At 63.1% G+C, this 16,573-nt stretch carries 13 protein-coding genes; 10 read left to right on the top strand and 3 right to left on the bottom strand.

Annotation, left to right across the window (positions count from 1 at the left end; all coding sequences use genetic code 11):
• Nucleotides 1-159: 159 nt before the first annotated feature.
• The 3 genes from NBW56_RS02240 to NBW56_RS02230 are packed head-to-tail and all read left to right on the top strand — an operon-like array spanning nt 160 to nt 3,331.
• A complete protein-coding gene (locus NBW56_RS02240) occupies nt 160-1,395 on the top strand; it encodes a hypothetical protein (protein ID WP_250257817.1) in 1,236 nt (411 codons plus the stop codon).
• Complete coding sequence (locus NBW56_RS02235; protein ID WP_065248009.1) at nt 1,392-2,426, top strand: DUF8094 domain-containing protein; 1,035 nt, start codon at nt 1,392-1,394, stop codon at nt 2,424-2,426. Before NBW56_RS02240 ends, NBW56_RS02235 begins: the two co-directional genes overlap by 4 nt.
• A gap of 32 nt (nt 2,427-2,458) precedes the next feature.
• The gene (locus NBW56_RS02230) at nt 2,459-3,331 is read left to right on the top strand and encodes a tetratricopeptide repeat protein (protein WP_250257816.1); all 873 of its coding nucleotides are present in this window, start codon (nt 2,459-2,461) and stop codon (nt 3,329-3,331) included.
• Nucleotides 3,332-3,417: 86 nt separating this feature from the next.
• On the opposite strand, the gene glgB is transcribed toward NBW56_RS02230, so the two are convergent.
• The 3 genes from glgB to glgX form a co-directional block, all read right to left on the bottom strand.
• Nucleotides 3,418-5,622, bottom strand: coding sequence for a 1,4-alpha-glucan branching protein GlgB (glgB, locus tag NBW56_RS02225; protein ID WP_250257814.1), 2,205 nt, complete (start codon nt 5,620-5,622; stop codon nt 3,418-3,420).
• 24 nt (nt 5,623-5,646) lie between these two features.
• A complete protein-coding gene (locus NBW56_RS02220) occupies nt 5,647-7,641 on the bottom strand; it encodes an alpha-1,4-glucan--maltose-1-phosphate maltosyltransferase (RefSeq protein WP_250257813.1) in 1,995 nt (664 codons plus the stop codon).
• 61 nt (nt 7,642-7,702) lie between these two features.
• Nucleotides 7,703-9,904 (bottom strand): glycogen debranching protein GlgX, encoded by a 2,202-nt coding sequence (gene glgX / locus NBW56_RS02215; RefSeq protein WP_250257812.1) that lies wholly within the window; start codon nt 9,902-9,904, stop codon nt 7,703-7,705.
• Nucleotides 9,905-10,038: 134 nt separating this feature from the next.
• On the opposite strand from glgX, the gene NBW56_RS02210 reads away from it, so the two are divergent.
• From NBW56_RS02210 to NBW56_RS02180, 7 genes are read left to right on the top strand one after another with little or no spacing between them, the layout of a single operon-like run.
• Entirely contained in the window at nt 10,039-11,106 is a 1,068-nt protein-coding gene (locus tag NBW56_RS02210) for an AAA family ATPase (protein WP_065248005.1), read from the top strand.
• Nucleotides 11,107-11,114: 8 nt separating this feature from the next.
• On the top strand, nt 11,115-12,008 hold the full coding sequence (locus NBW56_RS02205) for a DUF58 domain-containing protein (RefSeq protein WP_065248004.1): 894 nt from the start codon (nt 11,115-11,117) through the stop codon (nt 12,006-12,008).
• On the top strand, nt 11,995-12,459 hold the full coding sequence (locus NBW56_RS02200) for a hypothetical protein (RefSeq protein WP_065248003.1): 465 nt from the start codon (nt 11,995-11,997) through the stop codon (nt 12,457-12,459). Before NBW56_RS02205 ends, NBW56_RS02200 begins: the two co-directional genes overlap by 14 nt.
• Nucleotides 12,450-13,472: a vWA domain-containing protein gene (locus NBW56_RS02195; protein ID WP_250257811.1), complete on the top strand. Its 1,023-nt coding sequence runs from the start codon at nt 12,450-12,452 to the stop codon at nt 13,470-13,472. Before NBW56_RS02200 ends, NBW56_RS02195 begins: the two co-directional genes overlap by 10 nt.
• A complete protein-coding gene (locus NBW56_RS02190; RefSeq protein ID WP_250257809.1) occupies nt 13,469-14,473 on the top strand; it encodes a vWA domain-containing protein in 1,005 nt (334 codons plus the stop codon). The genes NBW56_RS02195 and NBW56_RS02190 overlap by 4 nt, the downstream gene beginning before the upstream one ends.
• Before the next feature lie 2 nt (nt 14,474-14,475).
• Nucleotides 14,476-15,360: a hypothetical protein gene (locus NBW56_RS02185; protein ID WP_250257808.1), complete on the top strand. Its 885-nt coding sequence runs from the start codon at nt 14,476-14,478 to the stop codon at nt 15,358-15,360.
• Entirely contained in the window at nt 15,354-16,499 is a 1,146-nt protein-coding gene (locus tag NBW56_RS02180) for a cysteine desulfurase family protein (protein ID WP_250257807.1), read from the top strand. The genes NBW56_RS02185 and NBW56_RS02180 overlap by 7 nt, the downstream gene beginning before the upstream one ends.
• Nucleotides 16,500-16,573 lie beyond the last annotated feature (74 nt).

Genomic DNA, 16,573 nt, shown 5'->3' with positions numbered 1-16,573 from the left:
AGCCTACGTGATGGGTCTTTGAACGCTCTTTACATGAAGTGTTGGCCTGCCCACTACCATTCGCGGCCTTCAGACCATCGCCGGGAAACTTCGACAAAATAGGTGGGTACTGTGAAAAGCAGCATTCATGACGTCGGAAGAGCGAAAGGTCGTGTCCTCGTGCGAAAGTGGCTAGCGGGCATCCTCATCCTCCTCGGTCTTGCGGGACTCGCGCTCGGATGGGCCGGCCAAACCGTGTGGGCACCAAAGGAGAACCACACCGCGAAAGCAAGCTTCAATAATCCCGGGGCAGCGGTCGTGATCAACCCCGGAGTGCTGTACGTAGGAGGGCAGAAAGGCACCGTGACGATTAAGTCGAGCGGTGACTACTTCATGATTTCTGCCCCCGAAGGCACCGTGAAGGAATACCTCGCAAAATCGAAGTACACGGCGATCACGGGTGCTTCGAACTGGTCGACCCTTGCCACGAGCACCGAGAATGCCGATCAGAGCGAGGGGACCCAGGGCGTCCAGAACTCGGATCTGTGGTCCGACGTCGAGCAGAAAAAATCGGGAGAGACCTTTGCCATCGAGGATTGGTCGAAGGCGGAGCTCGATCCGAAGAACCGTCAGCCCTATCGGGCAATTCTCCTCGCGAACGATAGCGATGCCTCGACCATCACCGAGGTCCAGATTACGTGGCCGTCTCACGCCTCGAACCCGTGGACGCCGTACGCGTATGCCGTCGGCGCCGTGCTGCTCATCATCGGTCTCGTGCTGCTCCTCATCGCGTTCAATTCGCGTCCTGAGCGTGATCTGGAGCTCGAAGAAGTGCTGCGAGACCGGCCCGTTCTCAACGAGGGCGAAGGAGAGTCCGACGCTAGCTCCACCCCGGGTGAGGCTTCAGGTGAGGAGGAGCCGTCGGTGCAAGAGGCCTCATCGCAGGGCTCACGCGTCGCGGAGGCAGGCGTCGGAACCGGTGAGCCCGCCGAATCGGAGCTGACCCCCGAGGCCGATGCCTCCCACGAATCTCAGATTGCCGCTGAGCCCGGGCGGGCGCTCGAGCCGGAACCGGCCCCTGAGGCTGAGGCATCCCACGAACCTGAGCCGGTCGAGGCTCGGGAGACCGAAACCGAGCCTGCCGCAGCCGCTGTTGCCGAAACGGCGGAGGATTCCGAACCCGCTCCAGCCGTCGAGGCGACCGCCGCCAATACTCCCGTGACGGTTACGCGTCCAGGCCGCCGCCGCGGCACGCCCGATGACGTGACCGACCGGCTCAAGGCTCTCGAGCTCGATAAGAGCGAGACCAGCGCGGGAGGCGCGAGTGTGCGCCCCGGCCGCAGGCGCGCCAACGGAAGCAACGCCACAACCACGATGACCGACCCCATTGCCACACCGATCGAGGAAGAACGATGACAGGACTTTCGAGGCGCAGCCTCCTCGGGCTGACCGCGCTCACCGCCGCAGGGGCGCTGAGTGCATGCGGAAGCGAAACAAAACCGCCCAAGGTCGATCCCGGCCCCAAACTCGCGAGCCCCACCCCTGAACTCACGGGAACGAAGCTCGGTGAGATCCTCACGCAGTACGCGAGTGCACTTGAAAAGGCTGACGGAGAGAAGAATGCCGATCTCCTCGCCCCGCGCATCTCGGGAAGTGCCGCCGAGTTCCGCCGCGCGACATACGACATCATCGGGAAGGTTCCCGAACACGAAAGCGCCCTCCAGCGCCCAAGTGACTCGCTAGTGGTACCGATCTCCTCAACAGCGGAAGGCTTCCCCCGCTACGCGCTCGCGCTCGTCGACGACGCGGCGAACGCGGGCGAGGCGCGTTTTTTCGTTGGCCTCGAACAAAAGGACGCACGCTCCGAATACACCTCGTGGGGTTGGGCGCGCCAGGCCGCCGGTATTGAGATGCCGACCGTGCCGAGTGCCGAGGCTGGAACGACGCAGGTTGGCCTCGAGGAACAAGGCCTCGTGCTTACGCCCAAGGAGGCGTTTGCCAAGTACGCCGCCGTTCTCACCGACGGGCATGACAACGCTGATCCTGACGACCTGATTCTCGAGGACCCGTTCCAGCAGAGCGCCCACGCGGAAATTCAAGGTGAGCGCGCGCAAATGAACGAGGGGGTGGACTGGGATGAAGTCGCTTCCGTTCGTGAGGAGTACGCGGTCAAGGAGGGCGAGTTCCTTGGCCTCGCGACCGCAGAAGGCGGCGCCGTCGTGATGGGCACCCTCACCTCGACTCGTCGCGTGAGCGTGAACTCCGGTTCAATCTCGTACTCGGATGACAACCTCTACACGAAGCTCGCGGGCACGAAGAAGTTCGAAAAAGAACTCGTGCGCACCTACGGCACCACGGTGCTCTTGCACATTCCCGCGGCTGAATCTGGCGCAAAAATCCAGCCGATCGGGGCCTATAAGGTCCTCCTCTCGGTCTCTGGCAGCTGATCGAGAACCAGGCGAACGACGAAGGAGAAACGATGACGAGCTCATATGGCGTGATGGACTTCAACACGCTCAAGAAAGAAAACCAGACTGGCGGCACGTCTGATCCGCTCGAGGGCGAAGTAGCGGTGAGCGAGGCGAACCTCGAGAGCCTCATCAAGGATTCTGAGCAGCACCTCACGATCCTTTTCGTGACGAGTGCGCGAGTGAACGGCGGTGCGGCCTTTACCGACGAACTCCGTTCGGTCATCGCGAAACATGCCGGGACGATTCGCCTCGCGATCCTCGATGCCGATCAGCAGCCGCGTGTTGCGGCGGCGCTTCGCGTTCAGTCCCTCCCCACGGCAGTGCTGCTCATGAAAGGGCAGGTGCAGCCGCTTTTCGAAGGCGTGGTGACGAAGGAACAGCTTGCCCCCGTGATGGACGAGCTTGCCGCGCTCGCCGCGAAAGAAGGCATGCACACCGAAGCACCGCGAGAGGAGGCCGAGCAGCCGGCGCTTCCCGAGGCACTTGAGAAGGCCTACTCCGCGATGGAAAGCAGCGACATGGGCGGTGCTGAGGCGGCGTTCACCGCCTATCTCGAGGAGCACCCCGACGAAAGTGAGGCCAAGAAGGGGCTCGCGGTGATCGCACTCATGCGACGGACTCAGGACGTTGAGTTGCAGGCAGGCCGTGAGGCCGCCGCCTCGAACCCGAAGGACACCGACGCGCAGCTTATGGCCGCCGACCTCGACCTTCTCGGCGGGCACGTGGACGATGCCTTCGCGCGCCTTCTCACCTCTTTCCGCGATACGCCCGCCGAACGGGATCGCATCCGCGCGCGCTTGCTCGAACTCTTCGATGTTGTAGGAGCCGAGGACGACCGCGTGCTCCAGGCACGAAAGAAACTCAGCCGCCTCATGTTCTAGAAGCCCCGAGCGAAGGCACAGAACACAGAGAAAAAGAGGCTTGCGACCCTTCGGGGATCGCAAGCCTCTTTTCTACGCTCGCATAGTTATTGGCGCACGTTGCTCTCGGGGGTGAAGAACACGGCTCCGAGCGGCGGAACGCTCACGCGTACCGAGTAGTCGAGGCCGCCGTACGGGACCGGCTCCGCCTGGACGCGGCCAAGATTGCCCACGCCGCTGCCGCCGTAGCTCACGGCGTCAGAATTGAGAATCTCGGCCCACGCTCCGCCCTCGGGAAGCCCAATGCGGAAGGCGCGCCAGGGCTCGGGGGAGAAGTTGATGATCGCGACAACGGGATTTCCTGCGCGGTCATAGCGCGCGAATGCCACGAGGTTGTGGCCCGCGGCATCGGCATCGAGCCAGCGGAATCCCGCGCCCTCCTGATCGAGCTCAAAGAGTGCCGGGTACGTGCGTTGCACGCGATTGAGGTCGCGCACGTAATCGTTCACGCCCTGGTGAAGCGGGAAATCAAGCAGCCAGAACGGGAGGGCCTGGTTTTCGTTCCACTCCGTTCCCTGCGCGAAGTCACAGCCCATGAACAGCAGCTGCTTGCCGGGATGCGCCCACATGAGGCTCAGGTAGGCGCGGAGGTTCGCGGCTTGCTGCCAATCGTCGCCGGGAGCTTTGCGCAAGAGCGGAGCTTTGCCGTGCACGACCTCGTCGTGAGAAATCGGCAGGATGAAGTTTTCCGAGTACTGATACACCATCGCGAACGTGAGTTCGTGGTGGCGGTACTGGCGGTAGATCGGATCCTGACCGAGGTACTCGAGTGTGTCGTGCATGAAGCCCATGTTCCACTTGAAGCCAAAGCCGAGACCACCCTGGTCAGTGGGCTTCGTGACGCCCGGGAACGACGTGGACTCCTCGGCAATCATCGTGATGCCGGGAGCACGCTTGTACGCGGTCGCGTTGACCTCCTTGAGGAAGTCGATCGCCTCAAGGTTCTCGCGCCCGCCGTATTCGTTCGGGATCCATTCGCCTTCGTTGCGTGAGTAGTCGAGGTAGAGCATCGACGCCACGGCATCGACGCGGAGGCCATCAACGTGAAATTCCTCGAGCCAGTAGCACGCGTTCGCGACGAGGAAGTTGCGCACCTCGGTGCGGCCGAGATCAAAGATGTAGGTGCCCCAATCGGGGTGTTCACCCTTGCGCGGATCGGCGTGTTCATAGAGCGCGGTGCCGTCGAAGCGGGCGAGCGCCCATTCATCCTTCGGAAAGTGCGCGGGAACCCAGTCCATGATGACGCCGATCCCGGCCTCGTGGAGCGCGTTGATGAGATAGCGCAGGTCATCGGGGTGGCCAAGACGCGAGGTCGGCGCATAGTAGCCCGTGACCTGATAGCCCCACGAGCCGCCGAAGGGGTGCTCGGCAAGCGGAAGGAACTCGACGTGCGTGTACCCCATGCCCTTGACGTACTCCACGAGAGGCTCGGCAACATCGCGGTACGAAGTGTAGGGGCGCCACGAGGCGAGGTGCACTTCGTAGATCGACATTTGCGATTCGAGTGGGTTTTTCGCGGCGCGTTCGGCGAGGAACGCGTCGTCGCTCCACTCGAAATCTGAGTCGACGACGACGCTTCCCGTTGCAGGGGGCACTTCTGCGAGTCGTGCCATCGGGTCCGCCTTCTCGCGCCACACCTTGTCGGCGCCGAGGATGCGGAACTTGTAGACCGCGCCCGCGCGCACACCGGGAAGGAAAATCTCCCACACGCCCGAGTCACCGAGCGAACGCATGGCCGTGCGGCGGCCATTCCAACCATTGAAGTCACCGATCACCTGCACGGCCGCTGCATTCGGTGCCCACACGGTGAAGCTCGTGCCCTGGATGCCGTCGAGCGTGCGCACATGCGCACCGAGCGCACGCCACAGCTCCTCGTGGCGCCCCTCGCGGATGAGATGCAGATCGAAGTCGCTGATCGTGGGGAGGAAACGGTAAGGCTCATCGACGATTTCGGTGCCCCCGCCCGGCCATGTGACGCGTAAGCGATGCAGCACGATCGGTGAATCGGGGGTTTCGAAAGCGGCGCTAAAGATGCCGTTGTACTCGTGGGCGAGCTCAATCTCGAGCCGCTCACCATTCTCGAGCCGCACGAGGGCTTCGACCTTGTCGGCGAAAGGCTTGAGGGTGCGGATCGTGTACCCGCCCTCGTACTCGTGAAGGCCGAGGATCGAGTGCGGTGAATAGTACGAGCCGGTGGCGACCGAACCGAGCTCGTGCTCGCTCGCGGGCAGGAGGGGAAGTGCTGCGCTCATGTCTATCTCCTTTGGTGACGGCGCTCAGTAGCGAATGACGCGGAGGATGTGGGCGGGGCGGTAGTCGGCGCTCAGTTCGACGTAGTTGTCGCGATCCCACAGGAACTGCTCGCCCGTGAGGAGATCCTCGACCATGTAGTCGGAGTGGATGTTGAGCGCTTCGGTGTCGATGTGCACCCACGTCGACGTTCCGCCCTGCGCCTCGGTCATCGAGACGACGATGATCGTGTCATCCAGACCGTTCTCGGTGTCTCGGCCTTCGACGTGCTTCGAGAACACGAGCACGCGGTCGTCGTCGCAGCCGTGGAAGCGGGTCGTCGTAAGAGTCTGAAGCGCAGGGTGGGCCCTGCGCACTTCGTTGAGGCGAGTGAGGAGCGGCTCGAGCGAACGACCCGAGTTCAATGCGCCCTCGTAGTCGCGAGGCTTGTATTCGTACTTCTCGTTGTCGATGTTCTCCTGCGCCCCCGGCCGCGGCGTGCTCTCCACGAGCTCGAAGCCGGAATAGATGCCCCACGTGGGCGAGAGGGTGGCCGCGAGGATCGCGCGGAGGCGGAACGCGTTCCAGCCGCCATTCGACATAAACGGCGTCAAGATGTCGTGAGTCGTGGGCCAGAAGCTGGGGCGCATGTAGTGCGCGGAGGCCTTGAGCTCCTCCATGTACTCGCGCAGCTCCTCGGGGCTGTGGCGCCACGCAAAGTACGTGTACGACTGGTGGTAGCCAACCTTCGCGAGCGTGTGCATCATTGCCGGCTTCGTGAACGCCTCGGCGAGGAAGAGCACTTCGGGGTGGGTTTCGCGGAACTCCGCGAGAAGCTCCTCCCAAAAACGCACGGGCTTGGTGTGCGGGTTATCCACGCGGAAGAGGGTCACGCCGTGCGAAATCCAGTACTCCAGCACATCGCGGATGGCGTTGTAGAGCCCCCGGTAGTCGGTGTCGAAACTGAGCGGGTAAATATCCTGGTACTTCTTCGGGGGATTCTCCGCGTACGCAATCGATCCGTCCGCACGCACAACGAACCACTTGGGATGCTCCTTCACCCACGGGTGATCGGGCGAGCACTGAAGCGCGATATCGAGGGCCACCTCCAGCCCGAGACTCTTCGCGTGCGCGACGAAGCGATCGAAATCCTCAATCGTGCCAAGGTCGGGATGGATGGCTTCGTGGCCGCCGTCGGAAGAGCCGATCGCGTAAGGCGAGCCCGGATCCCCCTCGAGTGCCTCGAGCGTGTTATTGCGACCCTTGCGGTGGGTCGTGCCGATCGGATGGATTGGGGTGAGGTAGGCAACGTCAAAGCCCATGCGTTTGATGCGCTCGAGTTGTGGGAGAGAGCTTTCGAGGGTGCCGGAGACCCAGCCACCCCGCTCGGGGTCAAAGTGGGCGCCCTCGGAGCGCGGGAAGAACTCGTACCACGAGCCGTAGAGTGCGCGTTCGCGCTCAACGCGCACCGCGATTTTTGTGGAGCGCGTGGGCCAGCGACGCAGGGGGTACTCGGTCATCGCCTCGTGCATATCGGTGGCGATCGCGGGGGCGATGCGGGCCGACGGATGCAAGCTCGTGTTGGTGAGGGCATCAATCGCCGCTTCGAGGCGCGCCTTATAGGCTTTCGGCCTTTTCTTCTTGGCGATTTCGGCAAGCGCGGCGCGCAGCACGATCACGCCTTCGGCGCACATGAGTTCCTCATCGATGCCCGCGGCGATTTTGACCTCGGCGTTATGGGCCCACGTGAGATACGGAGCGTCAAACGACTCCACGCGGTAGGACCATTCCCCTTCGCGGTCGGGGCGGAAGCTGCCTTCCCAGTGGTCGAGACCGGGGTTCGTGCACACCATGGGGGAACGCAGCGTCTCGCCCTCGGGGTCGGTCACGAGGAGCTGCATGCCCATCTGATCGTGGCCCTCGCGAAAGCTCGTGGCGTGCACCCGAACGCGCTCACCCACGACCGCTTTGACGGGGAAGCGACCACCGTCGACATTCGGTGAAACGTACGTGATCGGGATGCGCCCGATCCCGGTGGTCATCGCTGCTTTCGCCCTCGTGGCCATTGTGCCTCCCAAACTCGGCCCGGTCGTGATCTGCGCCTCAAAGTTTATCGGGATGCGCTGGGAGATTGTCGGCACTTTCCGCCTGCGATGTGGACGAGCGCCAACCGTTGGACTGGACCACGACGAGCGTGGGCCCATCGAGGTGGAGACGCTCGTGTTCGACGTCGAGGCGTGCACCGCCGAGTGAGGAGTCGAGGGCGATGCGAAGCGGGCCCGCGCCCCAGGCGCTCGCGGGCAGTTGCACCTCTCGAGGGCCCTGCTCGTTGCTCATGACCACCACGGTGAGACCGTCGCGGTGAGGGATGGCAATGCTCAAATGGCGGCGCTCGGGATTGAACCAGTCGGCGTGGCTCATGGGGGAGGCATCGCCCTTAAGCCACGTGATGCCTCCCGAGTCGCGATCCTCAAGGCTCGCTTCGTCGAAGAAGGTCGAGGGGCGAAGAGAGCTGAGCAAGTGGCGCACAGCGATGGCCTGTTTTGTGAAGGTGAGGTGGCGCTCCACTCGCTCGTTTGACTCCCATGAAAGCCACGTGAGAGCGCTGTCGTGGCAGTAGGCGTTATTGTTGCCCGCTTGCGTGCGCAGGCGTTCGTCGCCGGCGGTCAGCATGGGGACTCCCGCGCTCGTCAGGAGCGTTGCGAGAAGGTTGCGTGCGCTTCGATCTCGGACGGCCTCCAGCGCGGTATCGGGGCCTTCGGTGCCGTGGTGGAACGAGCGATTGTTATCGGTGCCATCCCGGCCGTCCTCGCCGTTGTCGACATTGTGTTTGTCGTTGTAGGTCGTGAGATCGGCGAGTGTAAAACCGTCGTGCGCGGTCACGAAGTTGATGGACGCAAGTGGCGAGCGCATCGAGCGGCCTCGGGGAAGGTCGTGCGGATCAGCCCGGCGGAACACATCCGCGGAGCCTGCGAACCGCGTGGCGAGATCGCGAATATACGGGTGCTGCGGAGCCCCGTGCTCGCTCAGCTCCCGATTGCTCGAGAGCCAAAATCCGCGTATGTCGTCCCGGAACGAATCGTTCCACTCGCTCATGCCTGCGGGGAAGTTCCCTGTTTGCCAGCCGAAGCTGCCCACATCCCAAGGCTCTGCGATCAGCTTGATGCCCGCGAGCGCGGGGTCGGTACGCATCGCGGTGAGCAGCGGGTGCCGCGGGTCGAAGCCGTGGTAGGTGCGGGCGAGGGTCGTCGCGAGGTCAAAGCGGAAGCCGTCGACTCCCACGATGTTGGCCCAGAACCTCAGCGAGCGCATGACGAGGTCGACGACGTAGGGGCTGCGTGCGTCGAACGTGTTGCCCGTGCCCGTGAAATCGGCGAGGTGACCCGAATCCTGCCAGTAGTATTCGCGCGCATCGAGCCCGCGGAAGGAGACGGTGGGGCCATCCTTAGCGCCTTCGGCCGTGTGGTTGTAGACGACGTCGAGAATCACTTCGATCCCAGCGGCATGAAGGGCGTTCACCATGTCTTGCACTTCGGCGAGCACGGCGCCGGGGCCCATCTCGCGTGCCGCTTTGGTCGCGTACCGCGGGTTTGGCGCGAAGAAGCTGAGGGTGTTGTATCCCCAATAGTTTGTGAGGCCGAGGCGCGTGAGGTGAACTTCGTCGAGAGCCGCGTGGATCGGGAGAAGTTCGAGGGCGGTGATGCCGAGATCGCGTAAGTAGGTGGTCGACGCCTCGTGGGCGAGCCCGGCGTAAGTACCGCGCAGCTCGGGCGGGAGGTGGGGATTGAGCTTTGAGAAACCGCGCACGTGCGCTTCATAGATGACGGTGTCGCGAAGCGAGGTCCGGGGGCGCAGTGAAGGGTCGAAGCGTTCGGGGCTCACGCGTGTGACGACGGAGTGGATCGCTGAGGCAGCATTGTCGTGCGGGTCGAGTTGGAGGGGTTCGACGGGGCGTAGCCCCGAATCGACCGTGTGGGCGAACATCGATTCGAGAAGTGAGGAGGCGTGGTCGATACCGTGGGCGTAGGGGTCGATGAGGAGTTTGTTCGGATTGAACACGAGGCCCTGCTCGGGAGCCCAGGGTCCGTGGGCGCGCAGACCGTAGTGTGTGCCTTCGGTGAGTCCCTCAACAGCACCCCAGTGCACTCCCGCATCAACGTGGGGGAGCGGGATGCGGCGCTCATCCCCTCCCTCGAATATGCATAGGTCAATTCGCTCGGCGCGCGGGGCGGGGATCGAGTATGTTCCGACGCCTGCCGCGTTTACGGTGAGGCCGGGTGTCGTGGGGGGAGGAGGAACGTTCACGGCAACATTGTTCCAGACTTCCGCTGTTTGCCGTGTTTATGACGTGCGTTGGAGGGCGGTTCGGTATTGTCGAGGCGTGGTGCGCGCCTTCGCGCACGAGTGATCGATTGGGAAGCGGCAAAAGAGGTACGTACATGAGTGTGAATGGTGGGGCTCCCGCGCCGCGTCCGGTGGGCGAGCAGCCAGGGCGTACGCGTACATTCCAGCCAGAAAGTCCCGTACTCGGGCCAGCCGAGCGCGAGCGGGCGGCGCATATCGTCCAGAGCATTGCCCGCGTGTTCGGCTCGCGCGTTGTGGGCCAGGAACGCTTGAGGCTTGCACTTTTGACGAGCCTCGCAGCTGGCGGCCACGTGCTCCTCGAATCCGTTCCCGGTCTCGCGAAGACGACCGCGGCACAGGCGCTCGCGAGTGCGATCGGCGGCTCGTTCCGCCGTATTCAATGCACGCCAGATCTCATGCCGAACGACATTATTGGTACCCAGATCTTCAATTACGGTACGGGCGAGTTCACGACCCAGCTCGGCCCCGTGCACGCGAACATTGTGCTCCTTGACGAGATTAACCGTTCGAGTGCGAAAACCCAGTCGGCGATGCTCGAGGCGATGCAGGAGCGCCAGACCTCGATCGGTGGCGAGGTGTATCCCCTTCCGCACCCGTTCATGGTGCTCGCGACTCAGAACCCGATTGAGGAAGAGGGCACCTACGTGTTGCCCGAGGCGCAGATGGACCGCTTCCTCATGAAGGAGATCCTCACCTATCCGAGGCCCGCGGAAGAGCATGAAATTCTCGACCGCTCGACATCGGGCACGCTCAGCGCGCCGAAGAGTGTGCAGCCGAGCGTGAGCCTCGACGACATTGAGTTCCTCCAGCGAGCTGTCGATCGCGTATACGTGGATGCCGCGGTCAAGCGCTACATCATCGACCTCGTCTTTTCGACGCGTGGCTCCGGCCCGCGCCCCATTCAGAACCTCACGCAGTCGGTGCGCGTGGGCGCCTCGCCCCGTGGCTCGCTCGCCCTCATGCGCGTCGCGCAGGCGCACGCGCTCGTGGAGGGGCGCGACTACGCCACTCCGGACGATGTGCGCGCGCTGCGCTATTCGGTTTTGCGTCACCGACTCGTGCTCACCTTTGATGCGCTCGCGAGCGGAATTACGCCCGAGACGATCATCGACGCGGTTTTCTCCGCGGTTCCGCTTCCGTAGGGGCCGCTTTGGCGTCGCTTCTCACGAGGGTCAAGGCCAAGGTAGAGATCACGACCACCAAAAAGGTGCGTGGTCTGATCGCTGGTCGTGGTCGCTCCCTGTTCAAGGGCAGTGGCGAGGATTTCGACGACCTGAAGTACTACCAGCCGGGTGACAAGATCTCGGATATTGATTGGAAGGCAACCGCGCGAAGCGGCGAGCCCCTCATTCGCCAATTCAACGAGGAGCGCGTGCGCTACCTGTGCGTGATTGGCGATACCTCGGGTGCGATGGCAGCGAATGCCGCCGATGGCACAGTGAAACGCGATGCGCTCGTGACCGCGGCCGGTGTCCTGTGCTACCTCGCGCACGCGAACGGCGATCTGGTGGGCCTAGTCGCGGGCACCCCCGGCGATCAATTGCAGCTGCCTGCGCGCTCCTCGCGTGGCCATCTTGAACTTCTTTTGCGTACCCTCCAAAAGAACACAGTCCTCGGCGGAGCTCCCGCGAACGTCGAGTGGGCGCTCACGCGCGCCTTGCGTCTCACGCGCCGCTCAAGCCTCATGCTCCTGATCACCGATGAGGCGAACCCGGGCCCCGAGTGCGAAGGCGTGCTTCGCCGCCTCATGACCCGGCACGACGTGCTCGTTGTGCGCATTCGTGACGCCGACCCACTCGGTCGCGTTGACCTCGAAGCCGACATCATTGACCCGGGTTATCCCCGCGAGATTCTGCGCCACACGCGAACGGTCGCGGCCGTACAAAAAGAAGCCGATGCCTTCCGTGAGAAACGTGAAGCCGAGATCACGGCGATGCTCGATTCACTCGGGATCGTCCACACTCTCACCGACGGCGACGACCACGTTGTCGACGACATGATCGAGATGTTCCGCAGGCAGGGGGCGCGCCATGGACGGCCTTGAGATTATTGACCCACCCCAGTATTCGATCGCGTGGCTCATTCTCGCCGTGCTGTGCGCGCTCATGATCATCGCGCTCATCCTTACGCTTCTTCGGCTCACGAGATGGCTCGTGGAGCGTCGCGCCTACGCAAAGCGTCCCGGCGCGACCGATGCCCTCAAGGCCGAGTTCCTCCGCGCGATCAATGCCATCGGCGAGAAGGTCGAGGCAGGCACCATGAGCGCCCGTGATGGCCACCGCGAACTCGAAGCAGTTCTGCGCGTTTTTGTGCTCCGCAGCGAGGGGCTCGATATTCGCCAAGAACCCCTCGAGAGAGTCGTGCTCGATCCCCGCACGGCAACCGTCGGAACTCTCCTCACCCGCACGCACGAAGCCGGATATGCGCGCGAAAGCCGCACGCGCCTTTCCGAAAGCCTTCACGCAGCGAGAGCGGTGGTGCGCGCATGGTCATGAGTTTCTGGTGGCTGAGCTGTCTGCTTCTCATCGCGGGCCTCATCGCTTGGGCCCTCGCGTACCTCAACCGACGCGTAGTGCGCCATCGCGCACTTTTCGTGGGAAATACGAGTTACCTCGACCACCTCCCAAGCGTGCGCCGTGCCCAGCGCGCCTCGCGCGTTCTCCGCCTCGTGAGCGTTGCACTCGCGGGCACACTCGTGCTCACGGGGGCGCTCCTTTCGGGACGCCTCGCGAGTGAGCGCGTGGAAACTCCCTCGTTCAAGAACCGCGACATCGTGCTGTGTCTCGATGTTTCCGGCTCGATGCTGCCCTATGACCGCGAAATCCTCGAGAGTTACCTCAAGCTCGTGGAGGGCTTTAAGGGGGAGCGCGTGGGCCTGTCGGTGTTCAACTCGGCCTCACGCACAGTTTTCCCGCTCACAAATGACTACGGCTTGATCCGCCGCGAACTTAAGCGAGGGATCGACGCGCTCAAATACAATCCCGTTGCCCACCGCATGGGTACGGCGCAATACAGCGAAGAAGACATCGAGAAGTTTTGGGACTTTATGGGCGGTACCTACGATGAAACATTGCCGCCCTCGCTTATCGGCAATGGCCTGGCCTCATGCGGGCAGCTCTTCGATCACGCGGAAGAGGAGCGCTCCCGCTTCGTGGTGGTCGCGACCGACAATGAACCGGGAGGCACGGGCATCTACGAAACCCCCGCTGCGGTCGACACCCTTATCAACAGGGATATCACGATGTGGACGTTCTACCCAGGAGCGACCTCATGCACGGGTAACTGCGCGCAAGAGCTACAGAGCGAGACCGAGCGTTCGGGCGGAAAATTTTGGGCCTCGGGCGATCCTGGGGCGATCCCTTCGATCATCGCCGAGATTCAAAAGGCTCAAGCTGCCGACATGGGCGCGATTCCGCGTGTGATCCGCACCGACCACCCGGCACTGTTCTTCACGATTTCTCTTATCGGGCTGCTCGCCATGATCGTCGTGGGATGGAGGCAGCGATGAACCTGGGAATCCACCCGATCATGCCGTGGTGGGCGATCGTACTCATCTTCGTGCCGAGCGTGAGCGCATGCGCCGTTCTTCTCGGCGTTCGCAAGGGCTCGCGCTTCGATTGGCTGCGGCGTCTTCTCATGGTGCTCGCACTCGCCGTTGTGGCCCTGCGCCCCGTGACTGGTGATGAAGCGCTCAGTACGCAGCGCCTCAACGCCAACGTCATCTTCGTTGTGGACCTCACGGGCTCGATGAGTGCCGAGGATTTCGATGGCTCGAAGCCGCGCCTCGACGGGGCTAAAGCCGACATGAGGCGAATTATGGACGGCATGGAGGGCGCGCGATTCTCGATTATCACGTTCGATTCGAGTGCCTCCGCGCAGCTTCCACTCACAACTGATGCCGGCGCTGTCAAGGCGTGGATCGACACGGCACGTACCGAATTGACGGCCTATTCGCGAGGCTCCAACGTGGACCGCCCGCGCGGAGCGTTGCAGAAACTCGTGGACCAAACGCGAAAAGACGATCCTCACTCGCGCCTGCTCGTGTACTTCTTGAGCGACGGCGAAAACACCGACAACAAAGAATCCGAACCGTTCGGGGCGCTCGGTGGGAAGCTCGATGGCGGGGCGGTCCTGGGCTACGGTACCCCCAAAGGCGGGCCCATGAAGGCCGTTGGCGGCGAGAACGATGGCGAATACATCAAGGACCCCTCGGGTGGCCGCGGCCTTTCGAAAATAGACGAAAAGAACCTCAAATTTATCGCGCAGCAGATGGGCGTGAGCTACCTTCACCGCACGGGCGGAAAAGACGGCCTTGAAGGCACGTGGAAGAACCTCAACCTCACGCTCATTGATACGACCGAGGAGCAGGCCGTTCCGAGTTTTGAAGACTGGTACTGGATCGCCTCGATCGCCTTTACGCTGTTGGCGATCTGGGAGCTCGCAGAGCTGACTCTCCGCCTGCCCAAGTCCCTGAGTCGCGCAGATGTGGCTCGTGCCGGAAGGAGATAGCCATGGTGAAGAACAGGCACGATGCTCCAAAGCTCACGTGGCGAGAGCGCTTAGGCCTTCGCCGTTCGGCCCGTCAGGGCCGAAACTTCGGGATTGACCGCTCACGATTTCGCTCATTGCGGATCATCGGCGCGCTCCTGATCGCGATCCCCGTGCTCGTGCTCACCGCGGGTATCGTGCGCTTCGTTTCGATGCCGCTGACCCAGGCCTGGGCGCTTGGCGCGTATTCGAATGAACACTACGAGGACGCGAGGGACCGTCTAGGCCCAGTCGAGAAGGTCAATATCTTCGAGCCCTACCTCCCGCACCTCACCAAAGGCACCGCATACCTCCGTGAGAACAAGTTTTCTGAGGCGCGAGGAGAGCTTGAAAAAGCCTTGAGCGAGTGGACGACGGGGATGGACCTCAACAAACCGCCGCATGCCGAGTGCAAGATCCGAAATAACCTCGCGGTGGCGATGGCGGGCGAGGCACGGGGTGTGAAGGATCCAGGCGAGCGCGGGGATCTTCTGTATTCGGCAGAAGAGGTTCTTGCGCCATGTCAAAACGGCGGTAGTGCCTCCGATTCAAATGAGGACAAGAGCTCGACCGGCAAATCGGGCGAGCAGATCGAAGAAGAACGCAAAGAGGCCGACCGCGAGGCCGGCAAAGAAGAGCGCGAGGGGCCGAGCGACAAAGGGGAGAACGACGAGGAGAACCCCGAAAACGATCCCAAGAAGACCGACCCTGACGGTGATGGCAAGGACGGCCAGAGCCCCACGCCTGACCCCGAGGATCAGAAGAAGCAGGAAGAGCTCAAGAAGCAAAACGGCGGCGACGATCCCTCGAATGGCGAGGGCGACGACGGCGGCAAGGGCGACGACGAGGGAGTAACGAAACCATGGTAGAAAGCCGCGTGTATCTCGATCACGCCGCAACAACGGCGATCCGCCCGAGCGCACTCGAGGCATACACGGAGGCTGCCCGCACGCTCGGCAACCCTTCGAGTCAGCACGCGTCGGGCCGCCGCGTACGAGGGATTTTTGACGACGCCGTGGCGGAGATCGCGGATGTGCTCGGTGTTCCGCGCGGTTGGATCATCATGACCTCGGGTGGCACGGAGGCCGATAACCTTGCTCTGCGCGGGATCGGCGGACGCGTCGTGGGGCTTTCGACGGATCACCCCGCGGTCGTGGACACCGTGCGTGCGCTCGGTGGGGAGCTTGCGCCGGTGGATTCCGACGGTCGCCTTGATCTTGCCGCGACCGAAAAACTTCTTGCGGCCGTCGAGGGTCGTGAAGCCGCAGCCCTTGTGAGCGCGGCCCTCGTGAACAACGAGACGGGCGTGATTCAGGATCTCGAGGCTCTCGTCGAGATTGCTTCGCGTTACGGAACAGTGGTGCATACCGATGCCGTGCAGGCCATGGCGCACATGGCACCGCCGGATTTCTCGAAGATCCCGCTATGTTCCATCACGGGGCACAAGATCGGCGCGCCCGTGGGCGCGGGTCTTCTCGTTGCAGATCCCTCCGTGAAGCTTTCCGCGTTCGGCACGGGCGGTGGCCAGCAGCGCGGGATCCGTTCAGGCACGCTCGATGCGCCCCACGCCGCCGCGCTGGCGGTGGCGCTGCGCGAGAGCGCCGAGGAACGGAAGGCTCGTGGCACTGAGCGCGATGAGCTCGCCGAGCTTTTGCGCCAGAGCATCCGCGAGATGGACCCGCGGGCCCACTTCACGGCCGAAAATGCGCCGCGATCCCCGCACGTGATCCACGTGTGCTTCGAGGGCGCGGATCAGGATGCGATCCTGTTTCTTCTCGACCAGGAGGGCATCGATTGTTCTGCGGGTTCCGCGTGCCACGCGGGCGTCACGCAGGCCTCCCACGTGCTCACCGCGATGGGGTATTCCGATCGCCTCATGCGCGGCGCGATTCGCTTCTCACTTGGCTGGACGAGCACGAAGGCCGATGTGGAGGCGCTTGTAAGGGTTCTTCCGAGCGTTCTTGAGAAGGCACGCGCGGTTGCCTCGAATGGTGGAAAATTTTCGTGAGATGCCCCGCGCATCGCGTGTGCGCGGTGTCTGGGCTTTGTACAGTGGAGGGCGTTTTCGAGATTTTCGAGCGA

Origin of the sequence: Dermabacter sp. Marseille-Q3180, from assembly GCF_940792985.1 — a bacterium.
Lineage (GTDB): Bacteria > Actinomycetota > Actinomycetes > Actinomycetales > Dermabacteraceae > Dermabacter > Dermabacter vaginalis.
This window is presented reverse-complemented; position numbering and strand designations above follow the sequence as displayed.